At 39.0% G+C, this 21,812-nt stretch carries 20 protein-coding genes; 12 read left to right on the forward strand and 8 right to left on the reverse strand.

Translation table 11 applies throughout. The features are described from left to right. The first annotated feature begins 248 nt into the window (after positions 1-248). From MWU82_RS00830 to MWU82_RS00845, 4 genes are all read left to right on the forward strand, one after another. Positions 249-800 carry a CopD family protein gene (locus MWU82_RS00830; protein ID WP_215947674.1) on the forward strand — a complete coding sequence of 184 codons (552 nt, stop codon included), beginning with the start codon at positions 249-251 and terminating at the stop codon, positions 798-800. Between the two features lie 117 nt (positions 801-917). Beyond that, positions 918-2,342, forward strand: a complete 1,425-nt coding sequence (locus MWU82_RS00835) for an ATP-binding protein (RefSeq protein WP_247095026.1) — start codon at positions 918-920, stop codon at positions 2,340-2,342. A gap of 68 nt (positions 2,343-2,410) precedes the next feature. Continuing rightward, on the forward strand, positions 2,411-3,193 hold the full coding sequence (locus tag MWU82_RS00840; protein WP_247094906.1) for an enoyl-CoA hydratase-related protein: 783 nt from the start codon (positions 2,411-2,413) through the stop codon (positions 3,191-3,193). Between the two features lie 22 nt (positions 3,194-3,215). After that, positions 3,216-4,781: a hypothetical protein gene (locus MWU82_RS00845; RefSeq protein ID WP_247094907.1), complete on the forward strand. Its 1,566-nt coding sequence runs from the start codon at positions 3,216-3,218 to the stop codon at positions 4,779-4,781. Between the two features lie 42 nt (positions 4,782-4,823). Here the strand turns inward: MWU82_RS00845 and MWU82_RS00850 are convergent, their stop codons facing one another. Next, positions 4,824-5,336: a hypothetical protein gene (locus tag MWU82_RS00850; RefSeq protein WP_247094908.1), complete on the reverse strand. Its 513-nt coding sequence runs from the start codon at positions 5,334-5,336 to the stop codon at positions 4,824-4,826. Positions 5,337-5,497: 161 nt separating this feature from the next. Here MWU82_RS00850 and MWU82_RS00855 point away from each other — a divergent pair, with 161 nt between their 5' ends. Beyond that, positions 5,498-6,571, forward strand: a complete 1,074-nt coding sequence (locus MWU82_RS00855) for a PA0069 family radical SAM protein (protein ID WP_247094909.1) — start codon at positions 5,498-5,500, stop codon at positions 6,569-6,571. 110 nt (positions 6,572-6,681) lie between these two features. Here the strand turns inward: MWU82_RS00855 and MWU82_RS00860 are convergent, their stop codons facing one another. From MWU82_RS00860 to MWU82_RS00870, 3 genes are all read right to left on the reverse strand, one after another. Further along, the gene (locus MWU82_RS00860) at positions 6,682-7,338 is read right to left on the reverse strand and encodes an HD domain-containing protein (protein ID WP_247094910.1); all 657 of its coding nucleotides are present in this window, start codon (positions 7,336-7,338) and stop codon (positions 6,682-6,684) included. Further along, positions 7,335-8,072: a lysophospholipid acyltransferase family protein gene (locus tag MWU82_RS00865; protein WP_215947679.1), complete on the reverse strand. Its 738-nt coding sequence runs from the start codon at positions 8,070-8,072 to the stop codon at positions 7,335-7,337. The genes MWU82_RS00860 and MWU82_RS00865 overlap by 4 nt, the downstream gene beginning before the upstream one ends. An 81-nt stretch (positions 8,073-8,153) precedes the next feature. After that, positions 8,154-8,564 (reverse strand): BrxA/BrxB family bacilliredoxin, encoded by a 411-nt coding sequence (locus MWU82_RS00870; protein WP_215947680.1) that lies wholly within the window; start codon positions 8,562-8,564, stop codon positions 8,154-8,156. Positions 8,565-8,701: 137 nt separating this feature from the next. Between MWU82_RS00870 and MWU82_RS00875 the strand changes: the two genes are divergently transcribed. The 4 genes from MWU82_RS00875 (at position 8,702) to MWU82_RS00890 (ending at position 12,347) form a co-directional block, all read left to right on the forward strand. Next, positions 8,702-9,439 (forward strand): TerB family tellurite resistance protein, encoded by a 738-nt coding sequence (locus MWU82_RS00875; RefSeq protein WP_215947681.1) that lies wholly within the window; start codon positions 8,702-8,704, stop codon positions 9,437-9,439. A 37-nt stretch (positions 9,440-9,476) separates the two neighbouring features. Continuing rightward, positions 9,477-10,061: a HupE/UreJ family protein gene (locus MWU82_RS00880; protein WP_247094911.1), complete on the forward strand. Its 585-nt coding sequence runs from the start codon at positions 9,477-9,479 to the stop codon at positions 10,059-10,061. 211 nt (positions 10,062-10,272) lie between these two features. After that, positions 10,273-10,707 carry a dCMP deaminase family protein gene (locus MWU82_RS00885; protein WP_215947683.1) on the forward strand — a complete coding sequence of 145 codons (435 nt, stop codon included), beginning with the start codon at positions 10,273-10,275 and terminating at the stop codon, positions 10,705-10,707. Between the two features lie 14 nt (positions 10,708-10,721). Further along, the gene (locus MWU82_RS00890; RefSeq protein ID WP_247094912.1) at positions 10,722-12,347 is read left to right on the forward strand and encodes a S41 family peptidase; all 1,626 of its coding nucleotides are present in this window, start codon (positions 10,722-10,724) and stop codon (positions 12,345-12,347) included. On the opposite strand, the gene MWU82_RS00895 is transcribed toward MWU82_RS00890, so the two are convergent. Both MWU82_RS00895 and MWU82_RS00900 read right to left on the reverse strand, forming a co-directional pair. Further along, positions 12,344-12,547: a hypothetical protein gene (locus MWU82_RS00895; protein ID WP_111622909.1), complete on the reverse strand. Its 204-nt coding sequence runs from the start codon at positions 12,545-12,547 to the stop codon at positions 12,344-12,346. The genes MWU82_RS00890 and MWU82_RS00895 overlap by 4 nt on opposite strands. 20 nt (positions 12,548-12,567) lie before the next feature. Next, the gene (locus MWU82_RS00900; RefSeq protein WP_111622910.1) at positions 12,568-13,146 is read right to left on the reverse strand and encodes a MarC family protein; all 579 of its coding nucleotides are present in this window, start codon (positions 13,144-13,146) and stop codon (positions 12,568-12,570) included. 151 nt (positions 13,147-13,297) lie between these two features. On the opposite strand from MWU82_RS00900, the gene MWU82_RS00905 reads away from it, so the two are divergent. Then, entirely contained in the window at positions 13,298-13,870 is a 573-nt protein-coding gene (locus tag MWU82_RS00905; protein WP_215947686.1) for a DUF3109 family protein, read from the forward strand. Here MWU82_RS00905 and MWU82_RS00910 read toward each other — a convergent pair. Both MWU82_RS00910 and MWU82_RS00915 read right to left on the reverse strand, forming a co-directional pair. After that, positions 13,860-15,839: a tetratricopeptide repeat protein gene (locus tag MWU82_RS00910; RefSeq protein WP_247094913.1), complete on the reverse strand. Its 1,980-nt coding sequence runs from the start codon at positions 15,837-15,839 to the stop codon at positions 13,860-13,862. The two genes, MWU82_RS00905 and MWU82_RS00910, sit on opposite strands and share 11 nt — an antisense overlap. Positions 15,840-15,848: 9 nt before the next feature. Then, complete coding sequence (locus MWU82_RS00915; RefSeq protein ID WP_072859978.1) at positions 15,849-16,583, reverse strand: LytTR family DNA-binding domain-containing protein; 735 nt, start codon at positions 16,581-16,583, stop codon at positions 15,849-15,851. A gap of 316 nt (positions 16,584-16,899) precedes the next feature. Here MWU82_RS00915 and MWU82_RS00920 point away from each other — a divergent pair, with 316 nt between their 5' ends. Both MWU82_RS00920 and MWU82_RS00925 read left to right on the forward strand, forming a co-directional pair. After that, entirely contained in the window at positions 16,900-17,073 is a 174-nt protein-coding gene (locus MWU82_RS00920; RefSeq protein ID WP_215947688.1) for a hypothetical protein, read from the forward strand. Between the two features lie 498 nt (positions 17,074-17,571). Further along, complete coding sequence (locus MWU82_RS00925; protein WP_247094914.1) at positions 17,572-21,570, forward strand: two-component regulator propeller domain-containing protein; 3,999 nt, start codon at positions 17,572-17,574, stop codon at positions 21,568-21,570. Positions 21,571-21,812 lie beyond the last annotated feature (242 nt).

Below are 21,812 nucleotides of genomic sequence, written 5' to 3' on the forward strand. Positions count from 1 at the left end.
AACTTTTGCAGGGATTAAAGTCTTATTGCTTAAAAAATTAATCCATTCTCATAAATCTTATTCTGATTGTAAGGCATATTGCATTTTTTACCATTTCAAATACAGAGGACATTTATCCGAAAGCGAATAAAATTGGGATATTTATTATTTGGTATCAACCCCTGTATTAGGGGTGTAAACCAGTAAGGGTACCAAAGATTAGTTTTTCAGAAATCCGTCTACTATCTTTACGGAACAATAGACCTTGTATGACCGACTATTACAACTATATTAAATCCCTGCACCTCATTTTTGTAGTTACCTGGTTTGCGGGATTGTTCTACATACCTCGTTTGTTTATCTATCATATTGAAGCCGATCAAAAAACGTCACCGGAGCGGGAAATCCTAACCCACCAACTAAAGTTGATGACCAAGAGGTTGTGGTTTATCATTACATGGCCGTCCGCCGTTTTAGCTACCTTTTTTGCCATATGGCTATTGTTTTTGTATCCGGCCTGGTTGCAACAGCCATGGATGCACATAAAACTAGCCTTTGTACTGCTACTAATAGCCTATCATTTAAAAAATCATCAGATCTTTAAACAGTTGCAGCGAGATGAGGTGAAATACACCTCCAAATTTATGCGCATTTGGAACGAAGGGGCTACCTTAATTCTATTTGCTGTGGTTTTCTTGGTGATTTTAAAGGGCACCTTCAATTGGATTTTTGGTGTTGTCGGTATTGTTGTACTGGGAGTGCTTTTAATGTTGGGGATAAGGCTTTACAAGCGGATCCGGGAAAAAAATCCCGAAGCCTAGGGGAATCCTTAACCTAACTTGGCAACTATTTTTGGCGTGATAATTGTTACCTTTAGGAATTAAAATACATTTCAATTGCTGAGAAACATTTCCTTGCGTTCCCGAATTTTTATCTCCATGATTTTTTGGGTGGTGATTGCATTTGTTTTGATTGCGGCCGTCACAATATACCAATACAGCGAGCAAAATAGGGATTACCATGCCGAACGTATGGAGCGTAAGGAGGAACAGATAAAACAGAGTATTGATCTGGCACTTCAAAAGACTACCTTTCCCGTAACAACAGAAAACTTAGGCCATATTTTCCGGGATGAGATCTATGAGATTGCCTTGGTACAGAATATTAATTTTAATATTTATGATCTCCAAGGCCAACTAATTAAAAGCTCTAGGCCCAAGTTTGAAGTAGATTCCATTTCCACATGTTTGGATGCAGAGGTGTTGAACAATTTGGCTTCCTCGCCCAACAAAAGGTACGTGGAACAAAAATCGGCCGCAGGCTATAGTTATCAGGCGTCCTATACCTACATAAGCGACAAAAGATTTAAGAATGTGGGGATTTTGAACCTGCCATATTTTGAAGACAACTCATTTAACGACAAGGAATTAAAGGAGATATTGTTAAGGCTTACAGGAGCTTATTTACTTTTGATGCTCTTGGCTATTGGTCTTGCTTATTTTATTTCCAAGTATATCACCAGGTCCTTGCAAACCATTTCCGACAGATTAAATCAGACCGACCTTACCAAGAGGAACGAAAAGATTATAGTGGAGAATCCGAGCGAAGAAATTGGGAAATTGATTACCTCGTATAACGAAATGATAGACGAGCTGGAAATTAGTGCTGCAAAACTGGCCAAAGGGGAAAGGGAGCAGGCATGGCGGGAAATGGCAAAACAAGTAGCTCATGAAATTAAAAATCCACTTACGCCTATGCGTCTTAGCGTGCAGAATTTTGAGCGTAAGTTCGACCCCAACGATCCCGACATTATAAAAAAAGTTTCGGAATATTCAAAAACATTGATTCAGCAGATTGATACTATGAGTAGTATCGCCTCTGCTTTTTCCAACTTTGCCAATATGCCTGCCCAGCAGAACGAGACCCTGAATGTGGTGAAGATCGTAAAAATGGCAGTGGATATTTTTGATGAAAACTATATTCATTTTTCCTCCGAGGAAGAGGAAATAATAGCCAAATTAGATCGTACTCAATTAATAAGGGTAGTTACCAATCTAGTCAAAAATGCCACTCAGGCAATTGTGAATGTTGATGCTCCCCAGGTTTTGGTAACCGTTTCCAAAGATGGGGATTTTGTAAAAATGACCGTAGAGGATAATGGTATGGGAATCTCAATGCAATCAAAGGATAGGGTGTTCGAACCTAAATTCACAACCAAGACCAGCGGAATGGGCCTTGGTCTGGGGATGGTAAAAAATATTGTGGAAACCTACAAAGGAACTATCAACTTTACTTCCGAACCCGGTAAGGGAACCGTTTTTACGGTGCGGTTTCCCATGTCCAATGAAGGCGTAAATATATAGGCCCATATGGACAGGAAAGGCGATATTGAATATTCTGACAATTTGAGATGAAAATTAATTTTAAAGCAATGAAATACGAAAATTTACTTATCACTACAGACAAAGAGGTAGCCATTATTACCATAAATAGGCCTACTAAATTAAATGCCCTTAATAAGGCAACCATTGAAGAACTGCACTTTGCCTTTAAAGATTTGGAAAAGGATAAAAAGGTAAAGGTGATTATATTAACGGGTAGCGGTGAAAAGGCGTTCGTGGCAGGGGCCGATATTTCCGAGTTCGCTAATTTTTCTGAAAAAGAGGGTGCTAAATTGGCCGCTAAGGGCCAAAAAAGATTGTTTGATTTTGTAGAAAACCTATCCACACCGGTCATTGCGGCTGTCAACGGATTTGCCTTGGGAGGTGGCTTGGAATTGGCTATGGCCTGTCATTTCAGGGTGGCCAGCCATAATGCAAGAATGGGCCTTCCCGAGGTTTCCCTAGGTGTTATACCGGGCTATGGGGGTACACAGAGACTGCCACAGCTTATAGGGAAGGGCAGGGCCATGGAAATGATCTTAACAGCGGGCATGATCGATGCTTCCAAAGCATTGGAGTTCGGTTTGGTCAACTATGTGGTGGAGCAGGAACATCTTATGGATCTATGTATGAAATTTGCTGGTAAGATATCGAATAATTCACCTGTAGCCATTAGTTATGCAATAAAAGCGGTAAATGCTGGTTTTAACAATAGTATTAACGGGTTCAAAGCGGAAATAGAGGCTTTTGGCAGTTGTTTTGGTACTTCTGATTTTAAGGAGGGAACCACTGCTTTTTTGGAAAAAAGAAAGGCCAATTTTCCGGGAGCTTAAAAGATACCCTAAATAGCTTGTTATGAATATTGGGAAAAATCTTGTATTACCATGTTTGTTTTTGTCCTTCTTTTTCCTGACTCAGGCCCAGCAATTGCCTGTTAAATATAGTTTCGGGGAAAAATATAACGATAGGTATAAATATTCAAACCTGCTGGAAATTTCGGATGACGGAATGGGAGGTTCTATTTTGGTACGATCCTATTACACCGGTATAATCCTGAAGCCCAAAGGGTATTATATTGAACATTACAATAAGGATTTGGAACTGGTAGGGGAGTATAATTACAAGCTAAAGGGCCTCGACTTTGTTAATGCCTTTGTAAAGAACGGACAACTTAATATCTTGTTCTTGGATTATAATCTTGGCAAGGGTGCCTATGATTATGTAGTGCACAGAAGTCCAATAGACAATTTTAATTTTGTAGAGGAGACCATTCTTTCCATACCCTCCCAGCAAGTAAATGATCCTTTGGACCATAATTACTATAGAAGGAATTTTTCATCAGGTTTTACTACTACGGCTTTTCTTAATGAGGACAAATCCGCTATCGCTATCAGTACCCATTATAAAAAAGGAAAAGAGGAAAAACATTTTGTATATCTCTTTAACAGCAGCTTAAACAAACTTATAGAATATGATTTTTCCGCAGAAATAGAAGAAAAGAACTACGCCTTTGAAAACATGGTTACTTCAAAAGATTTAAACCAAGTCTATCTGGTTGGTAAGGCGTATTATAAAAAGAAGCGTTTCGCGGCTACGGAACGTAAATTTCAATACGAATTATTGAAGGTTGCCAAGAATGGGGCCATTACACAGACTTTTGATGACCCTGGTAAATTTTCTGAAGCCCTAAAACCCATTATTGTAAACGATAAATTAATCTGCGTTGGATTTTATGCAGATAGAAAGGATAATAGATATAATGGTTTGGCCTATTTTGAACTGGATAGGAACTCCTTAGGCATCAAGGCAAAGAAATACAATGCGTTTTCACAACAGTTTATGGACGACAAGTTTGGTAGGGAAGGCGATACGGAAATCAAAAATTTGGTCTTTAAGAATGTCAGCATTACCGAGGATAATTCCATTCTTTTTAATGCGGAGGAATATTTTGTTACCTCCAGTGTGCAGCAGGACCCAACCGGTTCCCGGGTAAAAATAGAAAGGTTTCATTACAACGATATTGTCAGTGCCAAATTAAATTCGGAAGGAGATATCATATGGGCAAGAAATATTAATAAGTCGGAGGTGACCCAGGGAGATGGTGCGTACGCGTCATACAGTTCTTGTGCCAATGGTGACAATACTTATTATTTGATCAGCACGGCATCAGAAAATCCACAATTGTTAAGTGGTGAAAGGCTAGTGTTTAAGCAAGGCCTAAGCCGTAACAGAAATGTATTTATGATCCAATTGGACAAAGAGGGGAAGATAAGCTATGAAAAGGTAATAGATGATCACGAAGCACGCCTTCCGTTAATGGTTTCCATGCCGTTAATAGACAAGGAAAACAGTAATATGCTTTATTATGCCAAAAGGGGATCTAAAAAACAATTGGTAAAAGTAGAGATCAACACCCCATAAAGACCCTAGGATCAGGGTTGCCATCCCGAATAGCTTAATATACTATGGTTCCAGGGTCATTGGTTTATTGTCAAAACTGGAGTAACGCTTTGCACCAGGGGGCAAGGGGCCTCTAACCTGTTGCCAATAATCTGTTCCGTATTCCTTATCTATGCCCAAGTATAAACTATCCAGTTGTTCTCCGGTAGGTTCAGTGGATCCGAGTTTTCTATAAAAATCACCAATCTTTTTTGCTATCTGTCCTTTTTCTGATTGCTGGTAAGCGGCCAATTCTGCGACTGACTTTTCAAATTCGGCTTTGGTCATGGGCATCAAAGGTGGTTGGGAAAGGCTTTTGGCCAATTCAGGATTTGTGTCCATCAAGGAGGAATTTATGGAATCCCGTGGGTGCAATATAATGCTGCCTTCCAATAAGTTGTATTTATCAACAATAGCTTGGGCTTCTTCAATGGTAAAATTGGTGCCATCGTCCACATCCTTTTCTTGTTGGGCAAATAAATTATAACAGGTGGAAATAAATAATACTATTATAAATCTGGTTGATCTAGGTTTCATCTGCACAAAATTTATGACAACAATATAGTTATTTAGATAGATTCAACGATTATTATTAAAAATGTCTTGGAGGATTAAATTCCATTTCGAAGTGTATAAATTAACGTTTTTTGAGTCAGTAATTGGATAAATTCCATAAATTTGGAATAAATCCATTTATTTTGAAACCAAATAATTATATCAAGGGTCGTGGTGCCCAACAAAATACGAACAATAGGTTTGCCGAATTCTCCAATGAATTAAGGGACGATTTTTTGGAATTCTGCCGTATTGAAGGGGAAATATCGGATCGTAACAAGACTCAGTACCTTCCCATCTTTCCAAAGACGATTGTAAACAAAGTAGATAGTCCCGATGTGGGCATGAATTATTCCCTGAATCCTTATCAGGGTTGCGAACATGGATGTATTTATTGTTATGCTAGAAATACCCATGAATATTGGGGTTATAGTGCTGGACTCGATTTTGAACGCAAGATTTTAGTAAAAAAGGACGCGCCGGCCTTATTGGAGGCTAAATTGAAAAGCCGAAGTTGGAAGGCTGCTACCATTGTCCTATCGGGCAATACGGACTGTTACCAACCGGCAGAACATCAATTCAGGATTACCAGGGCTTGTTTGGAAGTGTTTCTAAAATACCGGCATCCGGTAGGCATTATTACCAAAAATGCGCTGGTATTAAGAGATTTGGATATCCTGACTCAATTGGCTGCGGATAATTTGATAGGGGTAAATATTTCTGTAACCTCCTTGTCCGAAGAAACCCGGCGCATCTTGGAGCCTAGGACCGCTACTATTAAAAAGCGTTTGGAGACCATCCGCCATTTGTCCGAAAATCATATTCCCGTAAATGCAATGTTGGCCCCTATTATACCTGGGATAAACAGTCATGAAATTCTTAATTTGGCCAAAGCCGTTTCTGATGCAGGTGCTCTTTCCTTTGGGTTCACCGTGGTTAGGCTTAATGGTGCCATAGGCCAAATATTTGAGGATTGGATAAGAAAGACATTGCCCGACAGGGCCAATAAAGTATTGCAGCAGATAGCGGACTGCCATGGAGGTTCCCTAAACGACAGTCGATTTGGTATACGTAATAGAGGCGAAGGCAAAATTGCACAGCAAATTAAGGATATGGCTCATTTGGCGCGACAAAAATATTTTAAGGACAAAGTCTTTCCAAATCTTAATACAGGCCTTTATGAAAGCTATAAGGCAGGTCAGTTAAAGTTATTTTAGCACATGGTCTTTGTTTATCCCGAGTAGTATATTGGATACAAGGATTTGTATGGAGCAAAGCCGTATAAATAGTCGATTAAAAATATACTGAAAGGTATTTGTCAGAAACATTAGGCATTACCGTTCCATTCCTTATAGAATTGCTCTAGATATTCCAACATGAATTGGTGCCTTTTTTCAGCTAGTTTCTTGCCAGATTCCGTATTCATCTTGTCTTTTAAGAGCAGTAATTTTTCATAAAAATGATTTATAGAAGGTGCCTTGGATTTTTTGTACTCCTCCTTGGTCATTTGTAGGTTGGGAGCAATTTCGGGGTTATAAAGTTCCCTGTTCTTAAATCCGCCATAGTTAAAGGCACGGGCAATTCCAATGGCGCCAATGGCATCTAAACGATCGGCATCCTGTACCACCTGCAGTTCTTTGGAAGTAAAAAGAGTTTTTGAGTCCAAGCTGGATTTATAGGAGATGTTTTCAATAATTTTTACCACATGGTCCACTATCTTTTTATCTACCTCTAAGGAGGTTAGGAATTCATATGCCATTTTTGGCCCAACGGTTTCGTCCCCTCCATTAAACTTTGCATCTGCAATATCGTGCAGCAGTGCCCCCAAACTAACTACAAGCACATCTACCTTTTCATCTTTGGCTATAAGAAGGGTATTCTTAAAGACCCGTTGGATATGAAACCAATCATGCCCACCTTCAGCTCCCTTCAGCGTTTCTTTCACGAAAGCAATAGTTTCTTCTATAATCTGCGTATTGGTCATGCGGATGGAGTTATGGCCTGGGTTATGGTTTTTTCAACTTTTTCAATGAGCACCTCCGAATCTCCGGTATTTTCCATTGGTTTGTGCACCTGGAAAGTAATATGGTTACAAAGTCCATAGGGAAATTTACCATATTTCAACATTTTCCAGGAATTGTTGATGCTAATTGGGATAATTAGAGCGGAAGGTGCCTTTTTTAGAAGAACCTTTAATCCGGTGGTGTGGAATTTTTTGGGTTGTCCGGTCTTACTTCTGGTGCCCTCAGGGAATATTACGGCTGAACGTTTATGCTTTTCAATATAACTCCCCAATTTTGCTATTTCGGTTAAGGACTGCCTACTATCCTTTCTATTTATGAGTACCGAACCGCCATGCCTAAGGTTATAAGACACGCTTGGTATTCCTTTGCCCAATTCCATCTTACTCACAAATTTGGGGTGATGTTTTCGCATGTGCCAAATAATAGGGGGAATATCATGCATACTTTGATGGTTGAGCACAATAATGGCCGGTCTATCTGTTGGTATATTTTGTGGATTGTTAAAGGTATAACGGGTGCCAAGCACATGGGTACAGCGCAGCAGGCAGAGGTTCAACAGGGCCACACTTTTTCTGTGGGCGTTATAGCCGAACCAATTGAAGCAGACCCATTGAACGGGATGGAACACAAGCAATGTTAACCCAAATAATATGAGATAAAGGGCCGACAAGGGAAATGCCAATACTTTTTGCATGCTACAAAAATAAAAAACCGCTCTTTTACAAAGCGGTTTCATTCAAGAATATTTACTGAATATTAATGGGGTAATGCCACATTAACAAAATTCATTGTAAGCTTCCATTAAATTCTCTGCAATTACCTCTGCAGGCCTACCTTCAATATGATGACGTTCTATCATATGTACCAGTTCCCCGTCCTTGAACAATGCCATACTGGGCGAAGATGGTGGGAAAGGAACCATTGCATTCCTTGCGGCATTCACAGCCTCAGTGTCTACACCGGCAAAAACGGTCACCAAATGGTTTGGCTTTTTTGAATTCTGAAGGCTCATTTTGGCTGCAGGTCTTGCATTGGCAGCGGCACAACCGCAAACCGAATTGACCACTACCAAGGTAGTTCCTTCCTTACTAAGGGCACTTTCAACCGCATCGGCTGTATATAGTTCTTCAAAACCCGCTACTGCTAGGTCTTGTCTCATAGGTTTTACTAATTCTGCAGGATACATAGTATATATTTTTATTCGATTATTGATAAAGTTTTCAAAGATAACCATTTTAGGGCATCCTAACTAAATACCTTAACTTTTCATTAAACCTTCTATTGTACCTTAAAATTATATCTTTGCCAAAATTTGAAATAAAGATGATTAAATGGTTTGCCGCAATATTGGGGTATTATGTCTTTAGGTTCCCTGGGGCTATACTGGGATTTATTATTGGTAGCTTTTTCGATAATTTGAAAAGCTCTGGCAGTGGGGGAGGCCGTTCTGTTTTTAGGGATATTACACAGCAGAATGTATCTCCGGCAGATTTTGAGATCAATTTGCTCTCCCTTTGTTCCATTGTCATAAAGGCCGATGGTTCCGTTAGCCAGACCGAAATGGATTATGTGAGGCGATATTTTGTCAGCACCTATGGCAAGGATAAGGCCAATGCCATTTTTAGGACCTTTAATGAGGTTGTTAAAAAAAGGGAAGTCTCCGCAGAACGTATATGCAACTATCTAAATCAGCGTACTAGATATGAGGTAAGGCTTCAATTATTGCATTTTTTGTTTGGAATAGCCCAAGCGGATGGCACTTTACGCCAAGCGGAAATCGATAAAATTTCGGAAATAGCAGGATATTTCAGGGTGAGCCATATCGATTTTGAAAGTATTAAGGCCATGTTCATCAAATCGGCCGATAATGCCTACAAAATATTGGAAATTGAAAAATCGGTGACCGACGAGGAAGTTAAAAAGGCCTATAGGACCATGGCCAAAAAGTATCATCCGGATAGGGTAAATACCGAAAACGAAGCTATTAAAAAAGGGGCCGAGGAGAAGTTCAAGGAAGTGCAGAAAGCCTACGAGATTATTCAACAAGAAAGAGGTCTTTAAGACACTAATTAAATAAATCTAAATTTTATTCTGGACTATGGGGAATTTTTGGTTTTACATTCAGATGGGATTGGAGCATGTTTTGGATTTGGATGCTTATGACCATATTTTGTTCTTGGCAGCCCTAGCAGTTCCATTTACCTTTGCACACTGGAAAAAAATATTGGTGCTTGCCACTATTTTTACAATTGCCCATTGCGCTTCCCTTGCTCTTTCGGTGTATGGGATATTGCTAGTTGACGTTGGGTTGATAGAGTTTCTTATTCCTATTACTATTTTCTTTACTGCCATACACAATCTATTCCATGCCAATAAACCCGCAGAACATAGGGATATGGTCCTTTATAGTGTAGCAACCGGATTTTTTGGCCTAGTTCATGGTTTTGGGTTCTCCAATTACTTTAAGATGTTGATGGCCGGGGAAGAGGAAAAAATCTCCCCCTTATTGGGTTTTGCGACCGGGATAGAATTTTCCCAAATATTAATTCTACTGGCGGTATTGTGCGCCAATTATATTGTAAGATCTTTATTTGCGGTGAAACAAACGCTTTTTACTCAGGTAATGTCGATTATTATCCTAATTATTACAATACCTATGTTGTTTGCAACGTTTCCATGGTAGAGTTTAGCTAAATCTTAACCTTTTAGGATTGTATGGGTTATGGGTAGCGGCTATCTTGGTAAGGAAAAGTTATTTTATTCCCAATTCGCTAATATTTTCAATAAAAAGTTCCCTTACCTTTGCATAAGCAAACCATTGGGTTGGCCACTAAGGGGTCTAGAGACATTTTAAAAGGGAAATAGGCTCATGAATTAATGGGAAAAATCAACGGATGAAGGAACGTAAACAGGAAAAGTACGATAAGGCGTACTTGCGAATGGCCAGTGAATGGGGCAAACTCTCCTTTTGCAAACGCAAGCAGGTAGGGGCAATAATCGTGAAGGATAGGATGATAATTTCTGACGGTTACAATGGGACTCCAACCGGATTTGAAAATATTTGCGAGGACGAAGAAGGATATACCAAATGGTATGTTCTTCATGCCGAAGCCAATGCCATATCCAAAGTAGCCTCTTCCACTCAGTCCTGCGAGGGTGCCACCTTGTATATAACATTGTCTCCTTGCAAGGAATGTAGTAAGTTAATACATCAGTCTGGCATAAAACGTGTAGTATATCAGACAGCTTATAAAGATAACTCTGGGTTGCAATTTCTTGAAAAAGCCGGAGTGCAGCTCGTTCACATGCCCAGCATTGTGAACGTGTAAATGCCATTTGAATCATGAAAAGTAAAAATTCCTACATATGGCCTACAATAATTGCCCTGGCTTTGGCCGCGGGTATATTCGTGGGTGGAAAATTGAATTTCAATGATTCTCCTGAGAAGCTTTTCACTACCAATTCTAAAAAGGACAAACTTAATAGACTAATAGATTATATAGATTACGAGTATGTAGATGACATCAATACGGATAGTATTGTAGATGTCACTGTAAACAATATTTTGGAGAAATTGGATCCACATTCAGTCTACATCCCGAAGCAGGAGATGGATAAGGTTTCCGAGAATATGAAAGGTGATTTTGTGGGGATAGGCGTTAATTTCTATATGTATAAAGATACTATTTCCGTAATTAGGACTATCGAGGACGGGCCAAGTTTTCTTAAGGGCCTGCAAGCTGGAGACAGGATATTAATGGCGGATAACGATACTTTGTTCGGAGAGAATATCCCCAATAATCTGGTTGTTGAAAAGCTAAAAGGCAAAAAGGGATCCCCGGTAAGATTACAGGTATATAGGAAGGACGACAATAGGACCTTTAGTGTAAATATCAAAAGAGATGTGGTTCCCATAAAAAGTGTAGAGGCCTACTATATGCTCACCAAGGATATGGGCTATATCAAAGTAAATCGTTTTGCCGAATCAACTTATAAAGAATTTAAGGCGGCCTTAAGGAAATTGGAGGCCCAAGGGGCAAAGAAATTAACCTTGGATCTTAGGGATAACCCTGGCGGATATCTGGGGATTGCCGAACAAATGGCAGATGAATTTCTGGCCGACGGAAAATTGATATTATTCACCAAAAACAAAAAGGGCAAGATAGATAAGGTCTTTGCCACCAAGAAGGGCGATTTTGAGGATAAGCCCGTGTACGTATTAATTAATGAGCGTTCCGCCTCTGCCAGCGAGATCATAGCCGGATCCTTACAGGATAATGATATCGGCACTATTGTTGGGCGTAGGTCCTTTGGCAAGGGTCTGGTGCAGCGCGAAATGGATTTAGGGGACGGTTCTGCCGTACGCTTAACCGTATCCCGATATTATACCCCCACTGGACGTTCCATTCAGAAATCTTACGACAAGGGGAACAAGGATTATTATCAGAAATTTACCGATCGCTTCCATAACGGGGAACTGATTTCGGTAGACAGTATTAAAGTGGCCGATTCGCTAAAGTTTAAGACTCCAAATGGCAAGGTGGTCTATGGTGGTGGAGGTATTATCCCTGATGTATTTGTGCCCATTGGCTCCAATGAATCGGAGTATTTTGAGAGCATGGAAAGTTTGGGCTTCCTGTCCTATTTTGTATTTGAGCATTTGGATGGCAACAGGGCCCAGTATAAAGGGTATTCCAAGGAAGAATTTATAAATAACTTTAGGGTAGATGATATCCTTTTCGAGGTCTTTATAGATTATTGTCTGGCTAGAAATATTAAGTTGGATTTCTATGCTTTCGAGGATAAGATAAAACTATATATTAAGGCCACCTTGGCAGAACAATTGTTCGATCCCAATGTCTATGCCAAAATAAAAAGTGGCGGGGATGATATGTTGAAGAAGGTGCTGGAATTGGATAAACCAACTATTAGGCAACAGGGAGCGGATAAAATTGAAGCCACTAACTAATCCTGCTCAATTTTTTTCTGGATTTTTTTAGAAGTACTATAAATCAGTAAAAGTACTATGGCACATAGGGCGGCCAATATTCCTATTAAGGCAATTATGCTATTTCCTTGAAAAGGATCCTTAAAATCCACCAAGGTTACATTATAGGCTATTAGGCCCAATCCAAGTACAATAAGTATTACTATTACAATTTTGTTCATCTGATCGATTGCTTAAAAGATTAAAATAACTGGTTGATATTAGAGGTAAATAGCTTCACAGCGATGGCCAAAAGAATAACACCAAATATTTTTCGGATTACATTAAGTCCGTTTTTGCCTAAAATATGCTCTATTCTTCTAGAGGACTTCAGTACAAAGTATACAAAAATAACATTTATAACTATGGCAACAATGATATTCTCCACGTAGTATTCGGCCCTTAATGAAAGTAAGGTGGTTACTGTACCGGCACCGGCAATTAAGGGGAATGCAATAGGTACTATGGAGGCGCTTTCGGGTTGATCGTCCCTGTACAAGGTAATTCCCAAAATCATTTCTATGGCCAAAAAGAAGATTACAAAAGACCCGGCGACGGCAAAAGAGTTGACATCGATCCCTATTAGATTTAGAATTTCCTCCCCAACAAACAAAAAGGCCACCATTATACAGGCCGAAACAACAGACGCTTTCCCAGATTGGATATGTCCTACTTTGTTCCTTAGGGATATGATGATGGGGATGCTCCCTATTATATCTATTACTGCAAAAAGAACCATACTGGCAGTAACTATTTCCCGAAAATTAAAATTGAATTCCATAATCAAAAAAATATAATCCTAGTTTCTAACATACGTGTTTCGCCTTTTCTCGCTAAGACGCGGCAAATTTACGTTTAATTAGGGGTATTTGGATTTATTTAAAGGAAAATATATCCCTTAAAGAATTATATTTGTTGCCTAATAAAATGGTATGTTCCAACTGGGAAAAACAATAGTATCGGAGGAAATTATTGAGAACGATTTCGTTTGTAATTTAAGTGCCTGTAAAGGGGCGTGTTGTGTTGATGGTGAAGCCGGAGCTCCCCTTGAAGATAAGGAAACGGAGATTTTGGTGGACATCTATAGCAAGGTAAAACCGTTTTTACGGCCCGAAGGTATTGCTGAAATAGAAAAGCAGGGAGCCTTTATTCGCGGAGAGGATGGTGAATGGGAAACGCCCTTGGTGAATGGCAGTGAATGTGCTTATGTTGTTTTTGATGACAAAGGAATTACAAAATGCGGCCTGGAAGAGGCATATAATCAAGGCGCTACCAAATGGAAAAAGCCTGTTTCCTGTCATTTATACCCCATACGCGTACGCGAGTATTCGGAACTTACAGCAGTGAATTATCATAAATGGGAAATTTGTGACCCTGCATGTTCCTTGGGCAATGAGCTTAAGGTGCCAATTTACAAATTTGTAAAGGAGGCCTTGATTCGCAAGTTTGGAAAAAAATGGTATGCAGAATTGGAGCAAATTGCATTAGAGCATACTAATGGGTAGGGATGTGTAGTACCACTTTGGTGCCCAAGGCCACATTATTGGAATCATACAAGTCTATTATTTCTACCTGAAAGGAATTTTCGAAGTCTTTGGAGAAATTGGCCAATCTTTCCTTGGTAATATCGATGCCTATGGATTTTCGCTTTAAAATCTTGCTTTCCTTTATTCTTTCGGAGGCCTCCCTCCCAACACCGTTATCGGTGATGCTTATTTGAATGAATTTCTCATTTTCCCGGCTTACGTGCAAATGGATCTTTTTTTCTCCTTCTTTTGAGGAAAGCCCGTGCCAGAGCGCATTTTCCAGAAATGGTTGTAGAATTAACGAAGGTATCTTAACCGTATGCTCATCAATGGATTCGTCTACCCGTACTGTAAAATTTATCTCGTGCGAAAATCTAATATTTTCAATGTTCATGTATAGGTCGATGGTCTCCAGTTCATCGGCCAGGGATATTTCTTTTAATGAGGAAGCTTCAAGAATTTTGCGGACCAACTTGGAAAATTTATTAAGATAATGTACCGCATTCTTCTTTTCATTATTAATGATATATAGTTTAATTGAATTTAGGGAATTGAACAAAAAATGTGGGTTCATCTGGCTGCGCAACATACTTTGCTCCAACGTTAGGATCTGTTTTTCATTTTTTAGCTCTTTCTGTCTATATAGTATGTAAAGTATAAAGGTTAAAAGGGCCATCCCCAATGCTCCAATGATCAAGGTATTTGTTTTCTTGCGTAGCCGTAGGTTCATGAATTCGTTTTCCCTGGCCAAGGCCTCTATTTGATTGGTTTTTTTTTCGGTTTCATATTTTATGATCAAATCGTTGATATAACGGCGATTGACCTCACTATTAATTTCTTCGTTAAATTTTTCCGCCATTTGGTAGTACTCCAAGGCATTTTGGTATTCCCCTTCGTAGGTATATAATTTGGATAGGTAATTATACGCATGGGCAATATAACTCGGCAAATGATGTTTTTTGGACATTTCCAATCCGGTCACGAGGTATTTTTCCGATTCTGTATATTGTTTTAACTCCATCAGTGCCCAGCCAATGTTGATATTTATGGCAGCTATGATAGACATGTCCCCCAAGGTTTCTGCAGCCAACAGGTTGGGTTCAAGAATTTCCAATGCCTGTGTTAATTTGTTTTGCTTTATGTAGATCTGGGCAATACTATTTTTACAAATAACCCTGCCCTTATCGCTATCAATTTCATTATTGTAATCCAAGGAGGTTCTGTAGTAATGTAGTGCCTCTTCCAATTCACCCTTGTATTCCAGGCATTCCCCAATATTTTGATAGTTAATGGCAAGGCCCAACTTATTTCCAAGCTCCTTTTCCAATGCCATCGACTTCTTAAATTGTGCAATGGCTATATCGTATTGTTTCAGGATGGAATATAGGTTGCCTATGCTGTTTAGGGAAACGTTTATGCTTCGTTTTAGACCGTCGGAAGGATTTTCCTCAGACTCCGCCAATTCCAAAGCTTCCTGATTGTAATCCAAAGCTATTTTAATGGCATCGCTCCTCCTATAAACTACGCCCAACATATTTAAACTGTATACCCGGAATTCTAGGTTGTTGGCGTCCACGGCAGCCTGCAATGCCTTTTCATGGAGTGCAACGGCCTTGGAATAATTGGAAATATCCCTGTATTTTCTCCCAAGCTGGTTTAAGGCGTAAGACTGTCCTATTAAGTATTTTTTTCTGGCAGACTCCATATCAAAAAAGCGCATGTAAGTAGTATCACTTCTTTTGGGCTTTAATATGGAATCCAATTCCTGATAGGTTACCGGGGAAGCCTTTATAAGGCTGTCCGTTATCCTTTTAAATTCTTCTGAAACTTCCTGCGCATTGGCCAGGGAAAGGGAAAGGGTGGTAAAAATTAAAAAAAAAAAGAAACTACCTATATTTAAGAATGGAAGTCGACCAAAGATACAAGTAATTGAGGAGGGAAAATTCATAATGATAGATCATATTAAATCTAGAAAGTCGGACTTTTTTTGTCTTGAAACAGGTATTTTATGGTTGGATTGTAAAATTACGTAACCGTCTGTTTTAAGAAATTCCTTTATTTTATTAAGGTTGATGATAAAGGAATTGTGAATTCTAAAAAAAGTATCCTTGGGCAGTATCTGATTTACCTCCTTCAATTTTTTAGTGAGCAAAATTTTTTGTCCGTCACTTAAAAACAAGGTACTGTAATTACCATCTGATTCTGCAAAAAGGATTTCATCACTTTGTAAAAATAATAATTTCCCGTCTGTATTTATAGTTATCTTTTTTTGAAGTGAATCCGAATTGAATTTCAACAATATTTTCTCCAGCTTTTCCGCAGTATAATTTTTGCTGTTGAACTTTTTTATTTTTGCGATGGTGGCATTTAAATCATCCGTATCTATTGGTTTTAGAAGATAATCTATTGCCTCGTTCTTTAAGGCTTTTATCGCATATTGGTTATAGGCAGTGGTAATGACCACTGGAAATTCCTTGTTCTGTAATTTCTGAATAAATTGAAATCCGTCCATTGTGGGCATTTCTATATCCAGGAACAAACAATCCGGAGGGTATTGTTCCAAATATTTTAACGCCTCAAAAGGATCTGTGAAGGAGGCGACCACTTTAATTTCATCACTAAAGTTGGTCAGCTCCCAAGAAAGACTCTGTAGGGCTTTAATTTCGTCGTCTACTAAAACTGCTTCTAACATAGTATAGGAAAGATACTCAAAATTAGAAATATTGTTGGTTAAGCTTTTAATATTTTGTGTCAATGGAATTGAATTGAGTATAGTTGGTGGTTATTGGATTAAGATTGGGCCTTTGGGGAAAGATGGGCTTAGTCTTATAGTTTTTATGTTGAATAGAAATATAGGCATCTTGAATTTGTCCAATGTCATTTATACAGGAAATTTTACCATTTACACAATTACGGGGTATATGCTCTTACATTTCATATACATTTGGTTAACCAAATAATTCCTACAAGGGAATCATGTTTAACCTAATAGTGCCAAAACGCAAGTGATGAATAAATGTATCGTTTTCTTTATCGTTTTAGTTTTAGTCCTTGTTGTAGCTGTTGTTACGGACAATGAGAGGGCAACTTCACATGAAAACAATTTAGTGGAACATAAGGTAGATACCAATAAAAATAGTTCACTTGTTGAAAATAAGGCAGTAGCAGGCAGACGGTATTAAGAATTTAGTTTTGTACATAATAATCCATAAATTATAAATAATAATCACAAGCATTCAATGACCATAATTATTAATAAGCAAAATTAACTGCCAAAAAAAGTGCGGTCCTGTAGGATTTTTTTAATTACGAACATGTCATTGTTGTGAAATTATCCGAAGGATGTTGATGTAAATTTGAAAAACGCAATCAACTTGTAGGTTTTGGAATTCGCATAGTCTTTAGGTTTCGGGGGAACTACCTAAACGTGTGGTTCCGATTCTCGTAATTCATAAACTCATTGCATCTTAAGGATCGCACCGATTTGGTGGTTATTTTTACTTTTTTTATTGAATTTTGGGGTAAAGAAAAGAGACTCCAAGGCCATAGTTCTTATGCAGCCTATATTCCTAAAGCATATTTTTCATTGATTTCTTCTCGGATATATCTTATCTTGTATATAACCAATCAAGATAGAACTAACCGTGGGCAAGAAAAAATTAGTAAAATTTATCTTCACGATGTTCATTGGTGCAATTTATTTTAATTGTGCCCAGTTACTATATTCCCAAGACCAAATCAAATTTAGACAGCTTTCCGTTAATGACGGTCTTTCACAGAATAGTGCCGTATCCATTGCTCAGGACAGTATAGGATTTCTGTGGATTGCCACGCAGGATGGTCTTAACAAGTATGATGGTAGTACCTTCAGTATTTATCCTTTTACCTTTGCCGATGTTACAAGGGCCACACATAGTTATTTAGGGAAGGTCTATGTGGATAGAAAGGGTCATGTCTGGGCCATTCCCAATGATAGAATTCCTTATAAGCTGGAAACCCAGTCCAATATTTTTGTTCCACTTCAAGGAATTAACGACGCAAGTTCAATTTTCATGGATAAGGATTTTAATCTGTGGATAGGCACCTACTCCAAGGGACTTTATTTAAAAAAGGCGGATAAGGAAGGGGTTAGACAAATGCTTTCCCCCAACATTGCTGGTGGCCCTATTTATAACATAATCCAAAATGAAAAAGGTGTCCTATTGTTGTGCATGGACAATGAAATTGTGGAATATGATTACAACAAGGTACGCTTGCAAAAGGTAAAGGCCCAAACAGCCAATGGAAATCGGATAGTTGCTAATTTCAGTGATATAGTTACTGATATCAGGTCTAGGGAATGGATAGGTACTTTTGGCGCCGGACTTTATTTTAGGAACTCCGGGGAGAGCGTATTTAACCGTTTGGAAGATTTGGACCTTAAAGATAGTTTGCCAAGGGATTTGAATATAACCGACCTGCATTTGGATGCAATGGATAGACTATGGATAGCCACTTATGGACAGGGACTCTATCTAGTTAATTTAAAGCAACTTTCAATTACACATTTTAGTACAACCAAGCACAACCCCACTGCCCTTCAATACAATGACATACTAAGTATTTATGAGGATTATTCCGGAACTCTTTGGTTTGGAACAGATGGGGCCGGAATTAGTTATTACGATCAGTATTTGGAGAAATTTAATTCTTTTACGGATTATCAAACACCAGAGAATGTTAGTATAGATGTTGTTAGGTCTATTGTGGTAGATAGGGAGAAATCGGTTTGGGTAGGTACTTCTGGCAAAGGTTTAACACAGTATATCCCAGAGGCCGATAGTTGGCGGACCTTTAAGGCGGGAACAGAAAATGAAAATACCATTTCTTCCAATCGAGTCATGAGTTTAATGATAGATAAAGAGGATAATTTATGGATAGGGACCCAGGACGGTGGCCTAAATATGCGAGATTCCAAAGGTAAGTTTTTGCATTTTTCGGAAACAACCGAAAGTTCTCTTTCGGCAAATACCATTTGGTCCATTTATCAAGATGAGGAGAATCGGATCTGGCTGGGCACTCGGGATCAAGGCCTTATTCAATTTGATAAGGTTAGGGGTGAACTAAGAAAGTATGATTACGATCCAATTCTTCAAAATGGCATACCCAGCAATAATATTAGGGCAATTACCTCCGATGGCAAAGGAAATTTGTGGATTGGTACCGAGGGCCATGGAATTGCATTGTTCAATATTAAGGAGCAGACATTTACAACCCATCAATATGCAACCAATGGAAATTCCTTAACAAGCAATAGGATAAAAAGTCTATACTATGCTCCCAATGATATACTCTGGATCGGCACCAATGGTTCTGGACTTAATGCGTACGATATTGAAAATAATATGTTCTATGAGTATAGTGTAAGGGATGGACTTGCCAATAATGTAATATACGGGATACTGCCAGATGATGAAGGGGCCTTATGGTTAAGCTCCAATAAGGGAATAACTAAATTTACCCCTGCGGCTAATTTGGAGGCTGCACCCAGTATTGTGAACTACAACAATTACGAAGGCTTGGCAACAGAATTTAATACCGGTGCGTATTTTAAGGATGGGGATGGCAATCTTTATTTTGGTGGTTTGGACGGATTCTATTGGTTTAAACCTAACAATATTAAGGAAAATACCATAGTTCCAAAGGTTGCGATTACTGGTTTTGATGTGTATAATACATCTTTCCCAATTTCGGATGGACTGGCTCTGAAAGCTAATCAGAATACTCTATCCTTTAGTTTTTCCAGCCTACAATATTCACTTCCAGAGAAAAACCAGTACCAATATAAATTGGTGAATTTTGATAGTGATTGGGTGTATTCAGGGCAAAAGAACTTCGCGCGTTATACCCGATTGCCCCCGGGCGAATATGAATTTCAAGTTAAGGCCAGTAATTATGATGGGGTTTGGAATCATGATCCGGTCAGCTTTTCTTTTTCCATTATGTCCCCATGGTATTTGACGCCTATGGCCAAATTTTCTTATGTCTTCTTGTTTTTATTGCTCGCTTATGGCGTTTATAGTTACTTAAAATGGCAGTGGCAATTGCAATTGAACCTACGATTAAAAATGGAAGAAACCGAACGGTTTAAAAAGTTAAATCGTTTTAAATCAAAGCTATATACCGATATTTCACATGAATTCCGCACTCCGCTGACCTTAATTTCTGGACCTGTGGATTCGAAATTGTCCCAGGGTGGGCTGTCAGATATGGATTTTGCCAATTTTTCCATGATCAAGAGGAATATCAACCGTTTAATGGCCTTGGTAGATCAACTGCTACATTTGGCAAAGTTGGAAAAGGGAAAATTGAAACTAAAGATTTCTAAAGGTGATATGGGCCTCTTTTTAGGGATGCTTACCTCTTCTTTTAGGTATAGGGCCGGTATCAAGAGAATTGATTATAAGGTAGAAATAGAGGAGTTGAGACCTGTTTGGTTTGATGAAGATGCCTTGGAAAAAATTATTACCAATCTTCTTTCCAATGCTTTTAAATATGTGAGTGAAGGCGGAATGTGCCAGTTTATTGCCAGAAGGCAAGAAGGTAAAGTGCAGATCAGTGTCAAAAATACGGTAGCCCAATATTCAGAGGTGGATCTTGATAATCTCTTTACCCGATTTTACCAGCAAAATGAATATTCGGAAGGTGCCGGTGTTGGTCTTTCGGTTGTGAAGGAATTGGTGAGTTTGTATCAAGGTTCAATAACCGTCCAAATGGAGGAAGCAAAGCTTATCCACTTTTCGGTGAGTTTGCCCTTGATGAAGTCCCATTTTGAAAACTTGGAAGTTGTAGAATTAGGGAAGGAGGAGGGTGAGCCCCACTTAAATCTGGATCAGAACGACTATACTACCCCTATGCCGGGTGCAGCACATGACGGCGGGCCTAGTTCCCTGCCTATTGTATTAATTGTTGAGGATCATAAAGAGATACGGGAGTTTCTAAATGCCGCATGGAAAACTAGGTATACGGTTGTGGAGGCAATCAATGGTGTAGAAGGAATTAATAGCGCTTTGGAAGTGGTTCCGGATATTATTATATCGGATGTACGCATGCCCCTTTGTGACGGGATTGAACTTTGTAATACATTAAAGACCGATGAACGAACAAGCCATATCCCCATTATTTTGCTGACGGCGGGTGTTGGTGAAGATCAAGAGCTCCTCGGCCTGCAATCCGGGGCAGATGATTTTATTACCAAGCCCTTTAAATTAAAAATCCTTCAAGCAAGGGTAGACAACCTTGTTGGAAACCGAAAAATGCTGCGGAACCGATATAGCCATGAATTAATATTGGAGGCTAAAGACATAGCAATTACTCCTACGGATGAAGTGTTTCTAAATAAATTACAAAGCGTGTTGGACGACCATCTTGCAGACCCCCACTTTAATGCTGAGGCTTTTTGTGACAAGTTGGCCATGAGTCGTATGCAGCTTCATAGGAAACTTTTGGCCTATACCGGACTTTCCACTACTGCTTTTATTAGATCACAGCGATTAAAACAGGCCGTTCATCTTTTGAGGACCTCGGATGCATCGATCAGTGAAATAGCCTATGCAGTAGGTTTCAATACTCCTTCCTATTTTATCAAGTGCTTTAAGGAAACCTACAATAAGACACCCACGGAGTATCAGGATACCTGAGAATTGTAGTAACGGAATGCCAATGTTACATCTGTTGCACACTTTGTTACATATTGGATATTCCCTCTGGATTATCTAAGATATATTTGGAAAGTAGATGATGGCCCAGCTAACTTCGGGTAATGAGGTTTGGGGAGGCTAAGATTTATGATAGTTAGGATTTACCATGAACAATATAATTTCCATTTGGATATAACCACGTGCGAAGTATTAAAATACAATATTAACTCAAACTCCACCAC

Source organism: Arenibacter sp. S6351L (assembly GCF_023016025.1).
Classification (GTDB): Bacteria; Bacteroidota; Bacteroidia; order Flavobacteriales; family Flavobacteriaceae; genus Arenibacter; species Arenibacter algicola_B.